Origin of the sequence: Thermoanaerobacter sp. RKWS2, assembly GCF_026240795.1 — a bacterium.
Taxonomy (GTDB): domain Bacteria; phylum Bacillota; class Thermoanaerobacteria; order Thermoanaerobacterales; family Thermoanaerobacteraceae; genus Thermoanaerobacter; species Thermoanaerobacter ethanolicus.
Genome location: NZ_CP110888.1, coordinates 2535167 through 2554026 on the forward strand (window position 1 = coordinate 2535167; position 18860 = coordinate 2554026).

General features: G+C 32.8%; 16 protein-coding genes and 9 pseudogenes. 7 read left to right on the plus strand and 18 right to left on the minus strand.

The features are described 5' to 3' along the window. Positions 1–48 precede the first annotated feature (48 nt). A pseudogene (locus tag OEI98_RS13460) lies at positions 49–261 on the minus strand ((2Fe-2S)-binding protein); the annotation flags it as partial. Next, positions 246–968: pseudogene (locus tag OEI98_RS13465) on the minus strand (heavy metal translocating P-type ATPase); the annotation flags it as partial. The pseudogenes OEI98_RS13460 and OEI98_RS13465, both read right to left, overlap by 16 nt. Positions 969–1113: 145 nt before the next feature. On the opposite strand from OEI98_RS13465, the gene OEI98_RS13470 reads away from it, so the two are divergent. From OEI98_RS13470 to thiF, 3 genes and pseudogenes are all read left to right on the plus strand, one after another. Further along, positions 1114–1308, plus strand: coding sequence for a MoaD/ThiS family protein (locus OEI98_RS13470; protein WP_003869726.1), 195 nt, complete (start codon positions 1114–1116; stop codon positions 1306–1308). Between the two features lie 19 nt (positions 1309–1327). After that, a complete protein-coding gene (locus tag OEI98_RS13475) occupies positions 1328–2230 on the plus strand; it encodes an ATP-binding protein (RefSeq protein ID WP_003869725.1) in 903 nt (300 codons plus the stop codon). A gap of 112 nt (positions 2231–2342) precedes the next feature. Then, positions 2343–2947, plus strand: a pseudogene (gene thiF, locus OEI98_RS13480) (sulfur carrier protein ThiS adenylyltransferase ThiF). A 19-nt stretch (positions 2948–2966) separates the two neighbouring features. Here thiF and OEI98_RS15405 read toward each other — a convergent pair. Both OEI98_RS15405 and OEI98_RS13485 read right to left on the minus strand, forming a co-directional pair. Continuing rightward, positions 2967–3116, minus strand: a pseudogene (locus tag OEI98_RS15405) (SHOCT domain-containing protein); the annotation flags it as partial. After that, positions 3105–3543 (minus strand): annotated as a pseudogene (locus OEI98_RS13485) (two-component sensor histidine kinase); the annotation flags it as partial. The pseudogenes OEI98_RS15405 and OEI98_RS13485, both read right to left, overlap by 12 nt. A 195-nt stretch (positions 3544–3738) precedes the next feature. Here OEI98_RS13485 and OEI98_RS13490 point away from each other — a divergent pair. Continuing rightward, entirely contained in the window at positions 3739–3915 is a 177-nt protein-coding gene (locus tag OEI98_RS13490; RefSeq protein WP_003869722.1) for a MarR family transcriptional regulator, read from the plus strand. Positions 3916–3960: 45 nt separating this feature from the next. Here OEI98_RS13490 and OEI98_RS15410 read toward each other — a convergent pair. After that, positions 3961–4118 (minus strand): annotated as a pseudogene (locus tag OEI98_RS15410) ([FeFe] hydrogenase H-cluster radical SAM maturase HydE); the annotation flags it as partial. Between the two features lie 232 nt (positions 4119–4350). Here OEI98_RS15410 and OEI98_RS13495 point away from each other — a divergent pair. Beyond that, positions 4351–5564 (plus strand): annotated as a pseudogene (locus OEI98_RS13495) (DUF438 domain-containing protein). A gap of 57 nt (positions 5565–5621) precedes the next feature. On the opposite strand, the gene OEI98_RS13505 reads toward OEI98_RS13495, so the two are convergent. From OEI98_RS13505 to OEI98_RS13560, 11 genes and pseudogenes are all read right to left on the minus strand, one after another. Further along, positions 5622–6038 (minus strand): FMN-binding protein, encoded by a 417-nt coding sequence (locus tag OEI98_RS13505; RefSeq protein ID WP_003869719.1) that lies wholly within the window; start codon positions 6036–6038, stop codon positions 5622–5624. Between the two features lie 123 nt (positions 6039–6161). Next, positions 6162–7097, minus strand: coding sequence for a 1,4-dihydroxy-2-naphthoate octaprenyltransferase (gene menA / locus OEI98_RS13510; protein WP_003869718.1), 936 nt, complete (start codon positions 7095–7097; stop codon positions 6162–6164). Between the two features lie 26 nt (positions 7098–7123). Further along, a complete protein-coding gene (locus OEI98_RS13515; protein WP_266038453.1) occupies positions 7124–8161 on the minus strand; it encodes an FAD:protein FMN transferase in 1038 nt (345 codons plus the stop codon). 33 nt (positions 8162–8194) lie between these two features. Continuing rightward, positions 8195–9163 carry a polyprenyl synthetase family protein gene (locus OEI98_RS13520; RefSeq protein ID WP_266038455.1) on the minus strand — a complete coding sequence of 323 codons (969 nt, stop codon included), beginning with the start codon at positions 9161–9163 and terminating at the stop codon, positions 8195–8197. A gap of 13 nt (positions 9164–9176) precedes the next feature. Further along, positions 9177–9731, minus strand: coding sequence for a Gx transporter family protein (locus OEI98_RS13525; RefSeq protein WP_050984240.1), 555 nt, complete (start codon positions 9729–9731; stop codon positions 9177–9179). Further along, positions 9703–10083 carry a NusG domain II-containing protein gene (locus OEI98_RS13530; protein ID WP_003869714.1) on the minus strand — a complete coding sequence of 127 codons (381 nt, stop codon included), beginning with the start codon at positions 10081–10083 and terminating at the stop codon, positions 9703–9705. Before OEI98_RS13530 ends, OEI98_RS13525 begins: the two co-directional genes overlap by 29 nt. 26 nt (positions 10084–10109) lie before the next feature. Beyond that, positions 10110–11899: pseudogene (locus OEI98_RS15185) on the minus strand (FAD-dependent oxidoreductase). Positions 11900–12141: 242 nt separating this feature from the next. Then, entirely contained in the window at positions 12142–12666 is a 525-nt protein-coding gene (locus OEI98_RS13545; protein ID WP_003869712.1) for a ferritin, read from the minus strand. A 105-nt stretch (positions 12667–12771) separates the two neighbouring features. Beyond that, positions 12772–13515, minus strand: a complete 744-nt coding sequence (gene gpmA / locus OEI98_RS13550) for a 2,3-diphosphoglycerate-dependent phosphoglycerate mutase (protein WP_003869711.1) — start codon at positions 13513–13515, stop codon at positions 12772–12774. A gap of 289 nt (positions 13516–13804) precedes the next feature. Then, positions 13805–14281: a GNAT family N-acetyltransferase gene (locus OEI98_RS13555; RefSeq protein ID WP_006569716.1), complete on the minus strand. Its 477-nt coding sequence runs from the start codon at positions 14279–14281 to the stop codon at positions 13805–13807. 400 nt (positions 14282–14681) lie between these two features. Next, positions 14682–14930, minus strand: a complete 249-nt coding sequence (locus OEI98_RS13560; protein ID WP_050984239.1) for a hypothetical protein — start codon at positions 14928–14930, stop codon at positions 14682–14684. A 161-nt stretch (positions 14931–15091) separates the two neighbouring features. Between OEI98_RS13560 and OEI98_RS13565 the strand changes: the two genes are divergently transcribed. Together OEI98_RS13565 and OEI98_RS13570 are read left to right on the plus strand one after the other, a co-directional pair. Continuing rightward, entirely contained in the window at positions 15092–15292 is a 201-nt protein-coding gene (locus OEI98_RS13565; RefSeq protein WP_003869707.1) for a type II toxin-antitoxin system VapB family antitoxin, read from the plus strand. Further along, positions 15289–15687 carry a PIN domain nuclease gene (locus OEI98_RS13570; RefSeq protein WP_004398853.1) on the plus strand — a complete coding sequence of 133 codons (399 nt, stop codon included), beginning with the start codon at positions 15289–15291 and terminating at the stop codon, positions 15685–15687. Before OEI98_RS13565 ends, OEI98_RS13570 begins: the two co-directional genes overlap by 4 nt. Before the next feature lie 130 nt (positions 15688–15817). On the opposite strand, the gene OEI98_RS13575 is transcribed toward OEI98_RS13570, so the two are convergent. Continuing rightward, the gene (locus tag OEI98_RS13575) at positions 15818–17320 is read right to left on the minus strand and encodes a MutS-related protein (protein ID WP_004398856.1); all 1503 of its coding nucleotides are present in this window, start codon (positions 17318–17320) and stop codon (positions 15818–15820) included. Next, positions 17317–18851, minus strand: a pseudogene (locus OEI98_RS15415) (MutS-related protein). The gene OEI98_RS13575 and the pseudogene OEI98_RS15415 overlap by 4 nt, the downstream one beginning before the upstream one ends. Positions 18852–18860: the final 9 nt, after the last annotated feature.

The following is an 18860-nucleotide window of genomic DNA, read 5'->3' on the forward strand; positions in this document are numbered from 1 at the left end:
TAAAATAGGTAAATAAGAATATAAAAATAGGCGAATACTCTTCGCCCTTTATACCAAGCCACTGCGAATATTCAAGCCCTTATCAATAGCTTCCTGCACTATTTTATGGCAGCACTTGCCCAACGGATTTTTTCTTTGACAATCGGAATTGCTCATTGCACCCGTAAGTTTTAAAACTTCTTTCATAGTATTAGCGCCATATTCTACTACCGCCTTTATAATTTCTTCTTCTGTCACACTGCTGCAATAACACGCATATTTAATACTGCAATAATCAATGCCAAAAAAACAACAATAGAAGTGTAATATTTCGCAAACTTTGTCATAAATTTTTCTGTAGGAGCTTTCTTACTGCTAGCCTCTTCAATAAATTCTAGTATTTTTGAAACAGTGGTATTTTTTCACCAGGCTTTACTATGATGACGTCTCCCGGTCTTACTCCTTGTGGTGAAACCCTCTTTATTTCATATCCAATTTTTAAGTTAGCATAATCGGGACGAATATTCATTAACTCTATAATAGACCTTTTCGAATGATCAACAGCAATATCCTGCAGAAGTTCCCCAATTTGGTAAAAAAGCATTACGGCTACACTTTCAGGATACTCTCCAATAGCAAAAGCACCAATTGTCGCTATGCTCATGAGAAAATACTCATCAAAAATCTGCCCTTTCAAAATATTTTTGGCAGCTTTTAAGACGACATCTCCTCCTGCGATTAATAACTTATAAAAAATAAGGTAAATTTGATATAAACCAATAAATTAAATAGCAATGCTATCGCAAACAAGATAGCAGAAATCCCATATTGAATGATTCTCCTGTATACTTTATTAGAGTCATCATTCTCAAAAAAAGCTTACAACTATCAGAATCACAATTTGCGTTCAGTGGACTTCCTTTTGCATCTAGGGCACAACTTCCACAACCAAACCTCTCTAAAACAAAGGCCCTTTTATTATTTTGCATAGTATTACCTCTCCTGATTCATTCATTAATATGTATTTGTTGAACATTCTACTTCCTTTTAAAATTCTTGACCGAATAGTTCAAATGTGTTATAAATAATTTTACCGCACAATTTTCGAGATTTGGTTCTACGGGGGTATCAAGAATGACAGTAATATTTGTAGGAAAAGACAATCAAATTACAATAAAAGCTCCAAAAAATGTTGAAAAACTCGCGAAAGAGTTGGAGATAAATTTAGAATCACATGTCTTTATAAAAAATGGAGAAATAGTTACTCCAGATGAAATTCTTCAAGATGATGATGTAGTAGAGATAATATCGGTAGTTTCTGGAGGTTAGTAGAAGGAGGCTTTACCAATTGAAGTGCATAAGATGTAAGAAAAAAGCAGTTATCACTCTAAAAAGGCATAATGCAGCCTTCTGTGCTGAGTGTTTTTTACATTATTATAGAAACCAAGTCTTAAAAAACATTCAAAAAAATAAAATGTTTAAAAAAGACGATAGAGTTTTAGTGGTAGTATCTGGCGGCAAAGATAGTATGGCTCTGTGGGACGTTCTAGCCAAGGAAGGTTATAACGTTGTCGCAATGTATATAAACCTTGGAATTGGAGAGTATTCAAACAGGTCTCAAGAGGTGGTTGAAAATTTTGCAAAGAAAAATAATCTCCCACTCATTGTAAAAAATATTAAAGAAGAATTCGGGCTTGATATATACAAGCTTTCAAAGACTTTAAAACGAAGCCCCTGTTCCGTATGTGGAACAATTAAAAGATACTTGTTTAACAAAGTAGCTTACGACAATGGATTTTCAGTTATTGCAACAGGCCATAATTTAGATGACGAAGTAGCAACACTTTTAGGCAATATTTTGAATTGGGGAGAAAGCTATCTTGCAAGACAGGGACCAGTTTTACCTCAAACTCATCCGAAACTTATAAAAAAAGTAAAGCCTCTTTATACTTTAACAGAAAAAGAAAACATGTATTACGTACTTTTAAACAAAATTGAATTTTTACATGAAGAGTGTCCTTATTCAGTTGGAGCTCGTTCAATTCTTTATAAAGAATTGCTAAATGAACTGGAAGAAAAAAGTCCTGGCACAAAACAGCGTTTTTTGATTGGCTTCCTTGAAAAGGGCAAAAAACATTTTAAAGAGGTAGAAAATATTGAATTGAAGGAATGCAAAACTTGTGGCCATGTCACAACAACGGAAGAATGTTCTTTTTGCAGACTTACAAAAGTTTCTAATACCGTTGGCTAGTGTAGAGATTGTACCTAAGGCTGGTAGTATAAAAAATTTTTAAAACCAGCCTTTTTCTTACACAAAAGTCAACATTTAAAATTACAAACAAAGTAAGGAGAGTGAAAAATGCATGAATCTTTTTGATGTAATGCTTAAAAATTATTTTGATGAAAAGATGCTTGACAAGCTTTCAAGAGTAAAAATTCTTCTCATTGGCTGTGGTGGACTTGGTTCAAATGTTGCAGTAATGCTTATAAGAAGTGGCATTAAAAACCTCACAATAGTTGATTTTGATGAGGTAGACATCTTAAATCTCAACCGACAAAATTACTTTTTACACCATGTAGGAGAAAAAAGGTATTAGCCCTTAAAGATACTCTCTTTAAAATCAACCCCCACGCAAACATAGCAGCCAAAAATATAAAAATTGATGAGTCAAATTTAGATGAGTTAATCCCTCAACATGATATAGTTGTGGAAGCTGTTGACAATGAATTTACCAAAACGCTGATTTTTAAAAAAGCCCAAAAACATAATAAAAAAGTGGTTTTGGCTTCAGGTGTCGCAGGATTTGGTGATTGCGAAAATATTAAAATAAAACGGGGTAAAAACTTTTCAATTGTGGGTGATTTTGTTACATCGATTAATGAAAAGAAACCTTTGGCACCCAAAGTCATGGCAGTCGCCGCAATACAAGCAGATGAAGTATTAAGGATGATAAACGAGCTGGAGTAAAAATGATAATATAATTATTTTTTTTCAAGTATTTTTTTCTTTCAAGATATTCCTCTTCGCTTATTTCCCCTCTTGCATATCTTTCTTTTAAAATTTCTATCGCATCCCTCTCTTTGTTTCTATTTTTTGTGCCTCGAAATAATGATATAATAAAGTATATTGCAGCTGTGAGCTTAAATAGCTCTTCTTCTTTAGGTATATCATATACCTTTGCAGTAAAATCACCTTTTTCAAGCTTTTTAGCAACTTCCGTAATATTAACTAACGGTCTTGTAATATAATTTGACACATAAATACTTATAATCAATGCTATAAAAATAGCTATCACCGTTGCTATAACATTATATCTGCTAATGTCATATAAAAACTTAAAATCCAAGTCACTCATCATCATCGGCTCATAATAAATTATATCCACATATCCCACTGTTTTTTTCATCTACAATGATGGGAAGAGTTTTTTCAGAAATATTTTTCTTATTCCATTTTCCCATCATATTCATCATATATGACATTGAAGAAAAATCCCATATAATCTTGCCATCTTTATCTCTAAGTCTTAATCCATATCCTTCCATCATAGCTGCATGACCAATTAGAATAAAAAAAGAAAATAAAGAACTATACCCTTTGTTGAAAAGCTACAAAAGCAGTAGTTGGAGAAGCCAGTGAAGTCTTAATTTTATCGTTAAAAAATTATTTTAGAAGTTCTTGTCAAAAATAAGAATTGACATTATAATGGAATCGTAATCAATATAAAATTGTAATGTGTATTAAGGAGGAAAAATAAAATGGATGCCAAAGAGATAGTATTAAAAACTTTAAGAGAATCTTCAAAGCCTCTGCGTCCTAGTGATATTGTAGAAAAATCCGGCCTTGACAAAAAAGAAGTTGAAAAGGCTATTAAAGAATTAAAAAAAGAAGATTTAATAATGTCTCCTAAAAGATGCTATTACTCTGCAAAATAATTTGTAAAAAAAGAGAGTGCAGGTTTTACACTCTCTGATTTTTTATTACCTTTTTCTATAGCCAAAACTTTTTGAAACTACTCTTCCAATACTATTTATTCTGGCAGTTATACAAAAGCAATGAGTCGGAGTATCAGCAACACAATTTTCCTCGGATAGAATGCATACAATTTTCTGTATTCTCCCTCTGTCATATTGGGTAGACTCCTCACAAAATTCACCCGCCCTAATGTTCATTACTGCTTTTTCTAATTATGATTTTATTTTAAGATATCACAATCTCAGCAGATTTTCAACAGTTTAACAACTCTTTATAAGGCCTTTTAGATACAAAAATTCATAAAAATTATTTAAATTTGTGATATACGTTACAGTAAAATTTTCAATACAGGGTAAAATATAATCAGGTATGTTAGAGAAAAGGAGGTATTTCCCATGAGTGAACTTATTAATAATAGGGAATACAGAAGGAAACTTTTAAAAGAAGTTATAAAAGAACTTCATAGGGGTAAAAGCGTTGCGGAAGTTAAGGAAAAATTTAAAGATGTCATAAATGGAATAACTTCTACAGAATTGCCAGCAATAGAACAAGAACTAATAAACGAGGGACTAGACGTAAAAGAAGTACAGAGGCTATGTGATGTCCATGCTGAAGTGTTTAGAGATTCATTAGAACAACTAAAAAAGCCCGAAACAATTCCGGGGCATCCAGTGCACACCTTTAAAGAAGAAAATAGAGCAATAGAAAAGCACATTAATGAAAATATAAAACCTACTCTTGAAAAGTTGAAAAACAGCGGAAGTTTTGAAGACGCTCAAAAGCTTTTAGAGCATATTAATCTTTTAATGGACATAGACAAGCATTATTCGAGAAAAGAAAACCTGCTTTTTCCGTACCTTGAAAAATACGGTATAACGGGACCTCCCTCTGTCATGTGGGGTGTTGATGATGAAATAAGGAAAATGCTCAAAGACTTGAGAACAAGCCTTATTAATTACGATAATTCGAAAAAAGAAGAAATATTACAACATGCCAATGCTACATTAAACAAAATATTAGACATGATTTTTAAAGAAGAAAATATACTTTTGCCTATGGCATTAGACACCTTCACAGAAGATGAATGGATAAGTATAATGGAAGAAAGTGATGAAATAGGATATTGCCTTATTGAACCAGAGATAAAATGGCACCCAGAACGTGTCAATGTTGAAAAAAAGAAAAATTTAGTAATAAAGCATTCCTTGGTTATATAAAATTTGACACAGGTATTTTAAAACCAGAAGAAATAAGTGCCATATTTGATAATCTCCCTTTTGACATAACCTTTGTAGACAAAGATGACATAGTAAAATATTTTTCCAACACAAAAGACAGAATATTTGCAAGGACAAAATCCGTCATTGGCAGAAAAGTTCAATATTGTCACCCACCTACAAGTGTCCATATTGTTGAACAGCTGCTTCAGGACTTCAAGTCAGGCAAAAAAAGTCATGAAGACTTCTGGATAAAGTTGGGTGACAAATATGTATTTATAAGATATTTTGCTTTAAGGGACAAAAATGGTGAATATATAGGTACTTTAGAGGTAACACAGGATATCGCTCCTATAAAAGCAATAGAAGGAGAAAAGAGGCTTATGTCTTAATAAATTTTAAAGGGGTCAGCTTTAAAAACTGTCCCCTTTATTTTCTCTACTCAAAAATTACTTTGCACTCTTTAAAGCCTCTGTAGCTAATTCTTTAAAAGTTTTCGAAGTTTCTGTAGCCCCTGTTACTGTATCTACTTTAGCAGGATCTTGCTTTTCTATTAGTTGTTGCTCTAACTTTTCATCTGCTTCTTTTGGAGTAATATTAGTTTTTTCTTTCATCTTTTCGGCATATTGTTGATCATTTCTCTTAAATTGCCCATCTTTGTTAACTTCATTATAGGTTACAGATGCTATTTTGCCATCCTTTACAGTTATTTCTATTTGTCCCTTCCAGCCATGACTGTCAAAATTAGGCTGTTCTGCTTTGTAAGTACCATCTTTGTAACCACCGCTTGCTGTTTTTGAAGAACAGCCACTCAGTACAAACAAAGCAAACACCCCTACCAACATAAGAACCAAAATCCTTTTCATACAATTACACCTCTCCTCAATATAAATTTTTATTTAAGAATATTATACCATTACGTTAAAATAATATCAAGATATATAAATTAAAAACGTTTCCTTTACAAAAAACTCCATCAATTTGTCTCACTAAAATTTTGTTTTGGACAGCAATGAAGCTAAAATCATCATAATTCCTGTAATTTGATATATCTTCACAGTATTAGCATTCGCTTTTACTAACTGTGGTATATTGTCATAATATTTACGAGCAATATTTACAGATTGTACTGCTAATGGAATTGTTATAAAAGATAATAACCATAGTAAGTTTTTGGTAACAACAGCTATTACAATGAAAGAGAGATATGCTGCTCCATAAAGGGCTGCATATACCTTTACTCCTTTTTCTTTGCCTATCCTTACTAATAAATTGTATTTATGGCCTTTAAGGTCAGCCTCATAATCGGGATATTGATTAATCCAAAGAACATTGGTTATTAAAAAGCCTATAGGCAAGGAAATCAGTAAAACATCTATACTTACGCGATGTGTCATCACCAAATACATCCCCATCACTATTAAAGGTCCAAATGTCACTCCCACAGCTATTTCTCCAAGTCCATTATAACTAAATTTAAAAGGAGGTAAACTATAAAAAATTGACATCAAAACTCCTAATAATCCTACAATTAACACCAAAGGTTCCCTAAAGATTACAATAACCAATCCTATGATACAAGCGGCAAGCATTGTTATAATTGCAATAAGTATTGTCTCTTCAACTGTGAGTTTACCTTCGACTATGGTCTTTTTTCCACCGCTAAAAGGAGTCCTTTTATCTGGAGTTACAAAAGTATCTACTCCAGACTTATAATCAATAAATTCATTAACTGCATTTTTGCCAATTTCAATAAAATAAATACCTATCAAAGATATAACAAACCATAAAAAGTTAAATTCTCCAGTTTTGCCATATGCATAGGCAGCTGCAACAAACATAGGTACAGTAGATGCTACCCATATCTTAGGATCTGCCAATTGCCAAAATCCCTTCCAAGCCCTCAAAAATTCTGATTTGTTCATAAAATTTCTCCCCTCCAAAGCCAAAATTATCTAGTCATTAAACTATACTCAGGGTCAGTGATTTTGAAATTGCCTTTTAATCCGGAAGTTATATATACTTTTTTGTCATCTGTGACAAAAATAGCTTGTACTCCTGGTAAACTTTCTGCAAGTTTTAAACCTTCTTCTAATCCCATAACAAAAATTTTTGAAAGCGCATCGCCATCAATAGAAGTGTCTGTTATTATTGTCACACTGTAGAGATGGTTATCTGCAGGATACCCTGTAAAAGGATTCAATATATGATGATATAATTTTCCATCTTTTTCAAAGTATCTTTCATAAACTCCAGAAGTAACAACTGCTTTATTTGAAACTTCTACTATACCTAAATATTCGCCTCTCGGTTTAAAAGGAGTTTGAATACCTATACGCCAGTTGCGACCATCAGGTTTTGTTCCGATTGTAAGAACATCACCTCCTAAATTTATTATGGCATGTTTTACACCTTCTTTTTTTAAAACTTGTGCAACTTTATCTGCCGCATATCCTTTGGCAATACCTCCTAAATCTATGCTCATACCTTTGTTTTTTAACATAATAGTCATATTTTTTTCATCCAGTATTATATTTTTATAACTTACAAGAGGAAGTTTAGCTTTTATTTCTTCAGGTGAAGGTACTCTGGCTTTATCAGTGCCTATATTCCAAAGTTTTACTATAGGTCCTACTGTAATATCAAAATACCCCTTTTCAACATTAGAAAAATGTACCGCTTTTTTTATCACATAAAAGGTGTCAGGTGAAACCTTAACAGGTCTAACACCTGCATTCTCATTAATTTGATTCACTTCACTGCCTTTGATGGCAACACTCATCTTGTCCTCTACATCTCTTATAGCTTTAAATCCATCATCTAATACTTTTTTCGGAGCTTTATCGTATATGGTTATTGTGCAATAAGTATCTAAAGCAAATTGGGTATCAGATATAGGCTGTGAATTTTTATTTGAACATCCAGATAGTATAATGGCGGCATTAAATATTAGAAAAAAAATTACAAAAGAAGTTATGGATTTTTTCATATAATCTCCTCCAAAAATAGCTTTACATATTTTTTAATAATTCCTATATAAAAGCTTACCCGTAACTTCAATTAAAATTTGTTTAGGTGGAGAGTCTTTCAACATAGATATTTTATCAAAGGCTTTTTTAGTATATTTTTCTGCCAGCATTTTTGACCGGTCTACACCACCATTTTCCTGAACGAATTCAACTATGCGTTTTATGTCTTCCTCACAATAACTCTCTTTTTTAAGTAATGCTATCATTTTTTCGTCTTTATTCTTTTCTAAAGAATATATTAAAGGCAGTGTAAAAACTCCTTGTCTTATATCATTGCACAAAGGTTTGCCAACCACATTTTCTTCTCCAGTATAGTCCAGAACATCGTCTATAATTTGAAAAGCCATGCCAATATTGTATCCTATACTTCCCAATATTTTAGCCAACTTTTCTCCACAGTTGCTTTCATAAGCTCCCACGTAAAAACTTAAGGCAAAAAGTGCAGCAGTTTTTGCAGCTATCCGCTTCAAATAATCATTTATTGTGATATCTATATTGTATCGGCTTTCAAATTGTCCAATTTCACCTTTGCATATTCTAGACACCACTTTTGACACTTTCTTAAGATTTTCAATAGTAATGTTATCGGATAAAAGCAAAAAGCATTCAGAAAAAAGAAAATCCCCTATAAATACCGCATAATTTTTCCCATATTCTGCTTGGATAGTAGGTTTACTGCGTCTTATTAAAGCATTGTCAATTATATCATCGTGTACTAAAGTTGCCATGTGGAGCATCTCAACAGCAGCAGCTAAAGGTAATATCCTTTTTCTATCGTATTCTCCAAATTTCCCAGACAAGATTACAAAAGCAGGCCTAAGCATCTTTCCGCTGTTACGAATCATATCTAACAATATATTTCTAATTGACCTATTGGAGTTTTTTATACGTTTTTCCATTATTTTTATAACTTCATCAAGCTCATTTTTTATTTCTAAATTATTATTCCAAAACTTATCCATCTGACCACCTTAATCAATGTAAATTTAGATTTTTTAATTTCTTCCAATGCTTTAGAATAAATTTTGAAGACAATCCCACAAAAATGCCAGTCCCAACTCCAGCTATCATTAATACAGGTATATAAACCATTATATTGATATTTTGCACTATAAGAGAAGCTACCAGCATCTGACCAATGTTGTGAAATACAGCACCTATAACACTGACCCCAACTTCAGTTATATTTTCTTTGCCTACTTTTTTTGCGAAAAACATGGCAAAAAGGCTTAATAAACCTCCGCCTATGCTATAAAAAAAGGAAGATGGCGAGGAAGCAAAAAATGTTGCTAGCAATATCCTTACAGCAAGCACAATAAATGTATCAAAAAAGCCAAACAAATACAAAGATACGACTGTGATTATGTTAGCAAGTCCTAACTTAGCACCGGGAGCAATAAAAGGGACAGGTAATATTCCTTCTATAATGTATAAGACTAAAGAATTAGCAACTAATATAGCCAGAAAAACCATTCTCTGAGTCTTTGACATAGTTGTATGCTCAATAGACGACTTGGTCAACTTTGTCATTTTTAACACCCCGTATTTCTACAACTATCCTAAACGGCAAACATATTATACTTTGCCCCGGTTTATCAATAAATCCTTCTTTTATACAAATTTTATCTGGGCACTCAGCGTAAATAACCTTTACCCCACCATCTTCAACCAGCAATACATCTTTCCCATATTTTGTAACTATAGGTATCTCTTCTCGATAATTAACATCATCTAAGGACACCTCTTTATATATCTTACCGTCTACCATTATTGCCGCATATTTGTGGGGATAATGTTGGGTTGTTGATACTTTGTAAAATATCAACAACCCGATAGACAAAATCGCCACAAAAAGTACTATGAGGATATCACCTTTTTTCACTATAAATAACCCTCTTTCATATTACATCAGCTAACATAAAGATACGTTCTTCTGGCAAAAGAAGTCTTTTTCCACCAATTTTTTATCCACGGTATCACATAATAATCCAGTCCAAAAGCTCTCCCCGCTCCTCCCATAAGAGCTATAGCTGAAAAAATATACCACAATATAGACTTATCTGCCATCGCAGATAATATGAAGTTCAGTGCCAAGAATATAGAACCAGCTGATGCTAAGGCGGTAAACAAACCTGCTATTAAAGCCAGACCTATCGCTACTTCTGCAAGCACTACCATTGCTTGGAATAAGAAGGCATGTGGTGCTACAAAAGTATCCATAAACCATTTGTAGAAAGCTGGAGGCTCTTTTAACAATGGCTGCAAGGCCTGCGCTGCAGTTGCAGCTTCGCCAGCTTTAGCTGTAGCACCGGATACATCAGAGGTAGTTATAATAAATATTTTTGAAGGGTCAAGCCATCCTTGCTGTATCTTATTTATGCCTTCTATAAGCCACAATGCACCCACATATATTCTTAAAAGAACAAGCCAAAAGATAGGAATATGCGCGGCAATATGTCCTCCCAATATTGAGCGATTGCTTTTAACTTCAAAGAACTCATGGTAAATGTATGATAACACGGCATCAACGCCTGCTACTCCAAAAAGGTAATGCATATTTACAAGGTGCTTCATAGCCATTGCTAAAAAGCCTGTCAAAGACACACCCATAAGTTCTGCTACTGCATATCTACTTCCTATAGAAACCATAAAACCATGGTATCTAGGTTTAAAAGGCTTTTTTCTTCTCCTTTTATATCAGCCACTATATTGTGTACTGCAGTTTCAGCTGACTGTAGTGCTGTCTCTACAACTTGAGGAATAGGTTTTCCATCTAACTCATAGTATGCTAAATCGCCTATTACATAGATATTTTCTTTGCCTACTGCTTGCATGTATTCATTTGTCTGGACTCTACATCTTCTACCTAACTCTAAGCCAAAATTCTCAACGCATTTGTTACCTTGAACTCCACAGGTCCATATAAGCGTTTTTGTTTCAATCTTTCTTTCATCTTTTAAAACTATATAATCCTTTGCTACTTCCACTATAGGAGCATTAGTCAAAACTTCTACTCCTTTTCTGTTCAAAAACTTTTGAGCTTTGGCAGCTAATCTTGCATTTAAGTTGGGAAGTATGGTATTCAGCGCTTCTACCACCATAATTTTAACATCATTGCGATCTAAATGATATTTGTCACACAAGCTTTTTGTCCATTCCATTAATTCGCCTGCAGTTTCAATTCCCGTAAACCCTGCGCCAGCTACCACAAAGGTAAGCATTTTTCTTTTCTTTTCTGCATTACTTTCAACACTCGCTTTTCTAAACATCTCCTCAATATGTTCCCTTGTCTTAATAGCAGCTTCTAACGTTCCTACCGTAAACCCATACTCAAACACACCGGGTATGCCAAAATCACATGGTTCACTTCCAATCCCTAAAATCAAATAATCATAGTTATACTCCCCATCTTTTCCAATTACGCTTTGCTTTTCATAATCAATCTTTTCCACTTCATCTGTTATGACTTTTACTTTTTTGTTTGCGAAAATTTTGTGTAAGTACACACGAACGCTATCAGGTTCTATTCTGGAACCAGCCACTTCATGTAAATCTGTTAACAATGTATGATAGGGTTTTTTGTCAATAAGAGTTATTTCTACAGTGCTATCATTTTTAAATTTTTTGTTTAATAGTTTGGCGGCGTGTACGCCCCCATACCCGGCCCCAATGATAACAATTCTTTTATGACTACTCATAAAAAACACCTCTTATTTGATATAATTATAACAGTATTCCTTACATAAATTTTACTATATAAATTACGCTTTGTCTATAGTTTAACAACGAAAACCTTATCTTATATTTTTTAAAAAAATTCATGGGGATATACCTTATCAAAAAAGCATACCCCCATACTGTATTTCCGCGATTTCGTTAAGTTTCCATAAGCAGAGTCATCGTTTTAAAAATGCCTAAATTTAAACAAACAACGAACCGTTTATTGCTGTCCTTGCGCAAGTGGAGCAGGTAATACAAATGTCCTTTGAGCCAATTCAGCATTCAGCATGAATATAGGCTGTATGTTATCTCCTATAAGCTCTAACTTGTCAACAAGCCTCTGGAAGCTCTCTTCTTCTTCTACCTGCTCATTAACAAACCACTGCAAAAATGCATTTGTGGCATGGTCTTTATCCTCAATTGCTATATCAACAAGCTTGTAAATCCTTTCAGTTACAGTTTTTTCATGACTCAAAGCCTTTTTAAAAAGGTCTAAAATACTTTCAAAGTTTCCCTCTGGTTTTTCTATCGGGTACAGAGTCACTTTCCCACCCATGCGATATATGTACTCGTAAAAAATTCTCGCATGTGCAAGTTCTTCTTGTGTCTGAACCTTGAAGAAATTAGCAAAACCTTCTAAGTTTTTCTCTTGAAAATAATTTTCCATTGCTACATATAGATATGCAGAATAAATTTCGTAATTCAACTGTTTATTTAATCCTTCCAACATTTTGTTGCTTAACATACAAAACCCACCTTTCAATCTAGAACTTCCTTATATTTCTATTGTACACTTTTAAAAGCCAAAAAACAAGTAAAAATAAGACAAACCAGTATTTTAAGAATTTCCTTAAATCTTTCCTTGGTTTTCTACTAATTTCTTTTTCTCTTTTACTTTCTCTTCATCGGCAAGATAATAATGCCTTATAGGCTTTAAATCATCATCAAGCTCATAAACTAAGGGAATTCCTGTAGGGATGTTTAGCTCCATTATCTCCTCATTTGAAAGATTGTCAAGGTATTTTATCAGCCCTCTTAAACTGTTTCCATGGGCAACTATGAGGACTTTTTTACCGGATTTTATCGTCGGCGCAATTGTTGATTTCCAATACGGAATAACCCTATTAATTGTGTCAATCAAGTTTTCAGTGAGGGGAATTTCATCTTCAGAAAGGTCAGCATATCTGGGGTCAAAACCGGGGTATCTTGGGTCATCTTTTGTCAATGCAGGAGGCCTTACATCAGCAGACCTTCTCCATATTTTTACCTGCTCTTCTCCGTATTTCTTGGCAGTCTCAGCTTTATTGAGCCCTTGAAGTGCTCCGTAATGTCTTTCATTGAGCCTCCATGATTTGTAAACCGGTATCCACATCCTGTCCAATTCATCAAGAACAATCCACAAAGTCCTTATAGCCCTTTTAAGTACAGAAGTAAAAGCACAATCAAAAGTGTATCCTTCTGCCTTTAAAGTCTTGCCACTCTCTCTTGCCTCTTCAATACCTCTCGGTGACAGATCCACATCCGTCCAGCCAGTAAATCTATTTTCCATATTCCACAGGCTTTCTCCATGCCGCAGTAAAACAACCTTATGCATACTTTTTCCCACCTTTCACATATTATATATCAAAAATTTATACAAAGATTTTCTGTCTTTTCATACTCTATCCTGTTTTCTTAATTATATCTCACTTAAAACTTAAATACAATAGTATTGATAATTATTCTTATTTAAGATTTATATGTATCCGAAAATCTATATTTATAAAATACTATTTATTTACGCAATTTTTTGCAAAATAATGGGTATTGCCAGATTATTTTACTTTGACAATGCCATCTCCCGGTTTATCAACCATTATAACAAGCAAATAGATTTATTTAAATTATAGTTTTATTTCAAATTCAATTTCATGCAATATCGGTATATTATCATATCCATATAAAGGAATTTCGGGTTTTATCTTTCGTGCTTCCTGAACTGCATTTACATAAAGTGCAACCATATTGAATCCTCTTTTTTGGTAAAAACGAATCGCTCTTATATTATCATTGGTTGTAATAAGCCAAATTCTTTTACATTCTTGCTCCTTTGCTTTATGTATTACACGCTCTAACAATTTACTACCGATACCTTGATTTTCAATTAAACTATCAAGGGATACTATTTCACATTCCTCATTATCAATATTATAGGTTATTAAACCTTTTATATCATTATTTACAATAGCCACATACCCTGGTAATTTGTCCATTGAATGAACTTTACCTTTTGAAACCATTATTGGCGAACCCCAATTGCGTATTATAAAATCTATTACTTTTTTCTTTAACTTTTCATCAATTGGCTTAATAACAAGCATGACATTTCACCTCTACTATCTTCTTGAATCTTTTCATCGGAAAATTATATCTTTTTTGCGCTATTAATTTCAACTGTTGCTTCCTTTCTCTCGCATTTTCACTATTACTAATTCTCAACACATAGTCTCTGCTTACTATACCCTATCCTGTTTTCTAAATTATATCTCAATTATTCTCCTGATTCCAACAATATTGATAATTATTCTTATTAGGTGAATTTATAATGAGAAAAGCCAATTTTAAGGAATGTATTGATAAAATTGATAAAATAAAATCAAAAAAAGAAATAATTTTTAAAAACATTTAAATTCTAAAGGAAAACGTCTTTTTTCTACATATCCATACCCTTTTTCAGCAGTATATTTTCTTCTAAAAGTTAATTCCTTTAATGCTGTAACTTTATTCTGATTCTGTATTCTCGACATATCTAAATAGGGGGGTTATATCTATATACTCCATTTTCAAGTAAGCTTTATACTGTGTATCGTAAAATCTCTCAATTGTATTTTTGATTAAATCCTTATCATCTTTAAGAATATAAGAACAACCAGATAGCAAATTAATTAAGACAAATAGAATAACTGCCAATTTGAAAAATTTTTCAAGCCAACTCATCTTTTCCCTCCCATCTCCTTCTTCCTTTTCCATTATAACTTCTTAAATGTTAAAATTTATTAAAAAACTATTAAGTTTTGATTACAAAATGGTTACAGTATAAATTTTTATTTTTATTTAAGAAATATAAAATTCCATTCTCCCTTGACTTAAAAGATTAAGTGTATTACAATACACATTAGGAGGTGTATGTGATGAGAACAAATATAGTCATAGATGAAAATCTCATCAAAGAAGCGTTAAAAATCTCAGGATTAAAAACTAAAAAAGAAGTTGTCAATTTGGCTTTAAAAGAATTTGTAGAAAATCGCAGAAGAAAAAATTTAATGGAGATAAAAGGAAAAATACAGTTTGATGAAAATTATGATTACAAAAAAATGAGGGAAGGCAAATGATTTTGGTAGATACATCTGTTCTAATATCTTTTCTGAAAGGCATAGAAAATAAAAAAGTAAAAAAATTTGAAGAAATAATACAGAATAATATCCCCTTTGGAATAAACAATTTTATCTATCAAGAATTATTACAAGGAGCAAAAACTGAAAATGAATTTAACTTAATTAAAGAATATTTAAGCACACAAAAATTCTATGACCTAAAATATGGCACCAAATCTTATGAAAACGCTGCAAAATTGTATTTCAAGTGTAAGAAAAAAGGAATCACTATTCGCAGCACCATAGATTTACTCATAGCAGAAACAGCCATTGAAAATAATTTATATTTGTTACACGATGATAAAGATTTTTCTTTAATTGCACAAGTTGATGAAAGATTAAAAGAGTATTGATTAAGGGCTGTCTTTTTTATTGACAGCCCATTTTTCTTCAAACTATTGTTTATTACACACCCAAGCATAAAAGCAAAAGACTTTAAATTACTCACAAAAAGGTTTGTCAACAACCTGTTCCTAAATAAATTTAATAGCTTTCTCCAAAAATCTTTTTATACAAATCTTCACCATAGCTTGTTTGAAGTGGTTTGCCTTCGGTTATTTTAAAAGTACGTTTTCCGTCGTTTCGTCTTTCGGCTCGTAGAAAAATGACATTCTCCAGTTTTTTATTATAAAAACTATAGGCAAATTCAAACAAATGTGTCACAAAGAAAACTTTGATGCGTTTTTCAATCAATGCAGTAATTATTTGCCTTGCAATTTCCGAACCTTCTCTTTCATTTGTCGCAGCAAATGATTCATTAAACAGTACCATGGAATTTGGCTTTATATTGTCTACTATATCACTCATCCTGCTAAGCTCTTCATCAAGCTTTCCACTTTTCATGGTAGCATCTTCTTTCCGTTTATAGTGGGTAAAAATCCCATCACATATGTTAGCAGAAAAATACTCGGCTGGCACAAACATACCACATTGCATCATCAACTGAGCCAAACCTATGCTTCGCAAAAAGGTAGATTTACCCCCTTGGTTGGCACCTGTAATTATTGCCAGATCTTTATTATCAGCATTTAAATCGTTGCCCACGATTTTTTGTTTCATTGTCAAAGCCAAACAGACATCGTATAATCCTTTAAAAGAATGCCTACGTTCACTGGATGCTACCGGAATAGGAAAAGACACCGGCTCTCCAATTTGGGCAAGTTTCTCATATAAATTCAAACAGCCAATGTAAAAAGCCAATTCAGTCCGCAATATGTTAAAAAAACTGAGAATATGATCAGCAGACTGAGCAAGTGCATTTGCCACGAGGTTGATTCCTCTGTCTTTTAAGTCAGATAAAGCTCTTGCCCCGCTTTCATCGCGCTCACTTATATAAAAAGTATAAGCATCCGGTCTTTTTGAAAAAATCCTGTCTATTAGACTTTGTTTTTTATCCTCCTGTTTGCGGAGGATATAATTGACGCCTTTATTGCCTTTACCCAACTCAGCACTGATCAAAATTCCATCGCGAAATTCCAGTTCTTTTAAATGATTTTGGATACTTTCAAAATATTCATCATCAAGTTCTTTTTTGAGCATTGCAAAAAACCTTTTAAAGCCCTCTGATTCGAATTTATCAGCATGTTGGTCGGCAATACTCTTTAGTTTTTTCAGCATTTCCATAAACATATGCAATACATCCATTGAGCTATGAAGTATAGCTGCAGGGTACCTGGTGAAAATGCTAAAATAATACTTTTTCTCGTTTTCAATTGCTTCTACTGCTATATTATAGATATTCCTAACAATGGAAGAATTTTTTAGAGAATCCTTCAGAACATCTTGGCGATATAATATTGTAGCCAGATCACTATACACGCTGGATAAAACAGATTTTTTGGCTACTTCAAATAAAAAATTATCACCAAGGGACATAGCATTGAACAAAGTGTTTAATTCTAAATCCTGTATCAATGCTTCTTCGTTCGAGGGCAATTTTTGTTGCAGGTCAAAATCATGATCTCTATACATAAGTAAAACTTTCATGATTTTATCCTCTCCTTTAAGCAGTTATACGTAAGCCTATATTTTTCAGCAATTGATATGGCGTATGAAAGCCCATCAGGAGGTCTTCTAACAATTTTATATGTGCGCAATGCCGGATTCTCAGGAACTACCGTACTGACCATACTTACAATTTTTTCGCTTAAGAATGCCAATTCATCTATAAATGTTACCCAGACGCACAGCACATCTAATTGTATTATTTTTTCCATTATCTTCTTACTTAAAAATAATGCGTCTTTTGCTGTGGTAGATGTAAAAATTTCATTCATTATTATAATACTGTTTGATGTGGCCTGGGCAAGAATATTGTAAATTCTAAGCAATTCATCTTCCAGTTTTCCACGAAGATCTTTAATATTTTCTTCCTTTTCAAAATGTGTAAATAGTTTATCAAAAAGAAAGAGTTGCGCTTCCTTTCCGGGAACAGGGCAGCCTATACTGGCCAAATAATGCAATTGTCCGAAAGTGCGTGCAAATGTTGTTTTGCCTCCCTGGTTCGGACCGGTAATTACAAATATACGCTCTTTACCTTTTAAATAAAAATCATTACAAACAACAGCCGAATTTTCGTTGATGAGTTTATAAGCCAGAGCTAAATCAAATCCTTCGTAATTATAAACTTCCTTGCATTTACTAGATATTTGTGGATAACAAAATTTTAGTCCAGGCGCTTGAATAGTGCCATATATTCCAAATAAGCAATATAAAATTGTACTTCCCTATCAAAAGTAGCTATTGTCTCATCTAAATAATCACTATTTTTCATACAATAATTATCAAGATTAGAAAATATATCATGATATAACTGAGCTACTAAATCCAATATTTTTGCTTCGACATGGTTCATATCTGGCCAATCAGAAAATTTGACTTTATAATCCTTTGCTGCTTCCTGTTTGAATTTTTCAAACGTTTTTTCTACTTCTATACTGTAATCAATTTCAGATTCATATTTACGGACCGTCACACGGTTACCTTTTATTAACAAGCAATATTTTACTGTAGACAAATCAGCTTTAAGTTTTTTCGTTTCACTCAGTAGCAGCTGAAAACGGTCAGAATTGATATAATCCATCAAATATTGACGAAATGCTAAAAAACCACGAGATTTTAACTCTACAGAAGACAAGTCTTCTACTAAATCAGTAATTGCATCACAGTAGATTTCTACAGCATCCAAAAACCATCTTTCTTTCTGGTATTTGTAGTAAAGTTTGTCTGCTTGAGCAAGGTGTTTGCGCATTTCTTGCATTTTTTCCGCAAATGATTTTATATCCTCAAGCAAAACTTCATTTTCAAGATCTTGCATTATTTCATGGCGATACTTGATAGTATCAATATCGTTTAAAGGAGTGTAAAAAAACAGTTTTAAATTATATTCTTCTTTGCCTCTTGTTATGACATCTATAATTTGATCAAGATTTAAGTCAACAAAAAAATCAGGCGCTTCGAATGTTTCTTTTTTTACTCCATCTTCGTTTTTTTCAAATAATATGCTATGGAAAGGCATAAGAAAGTA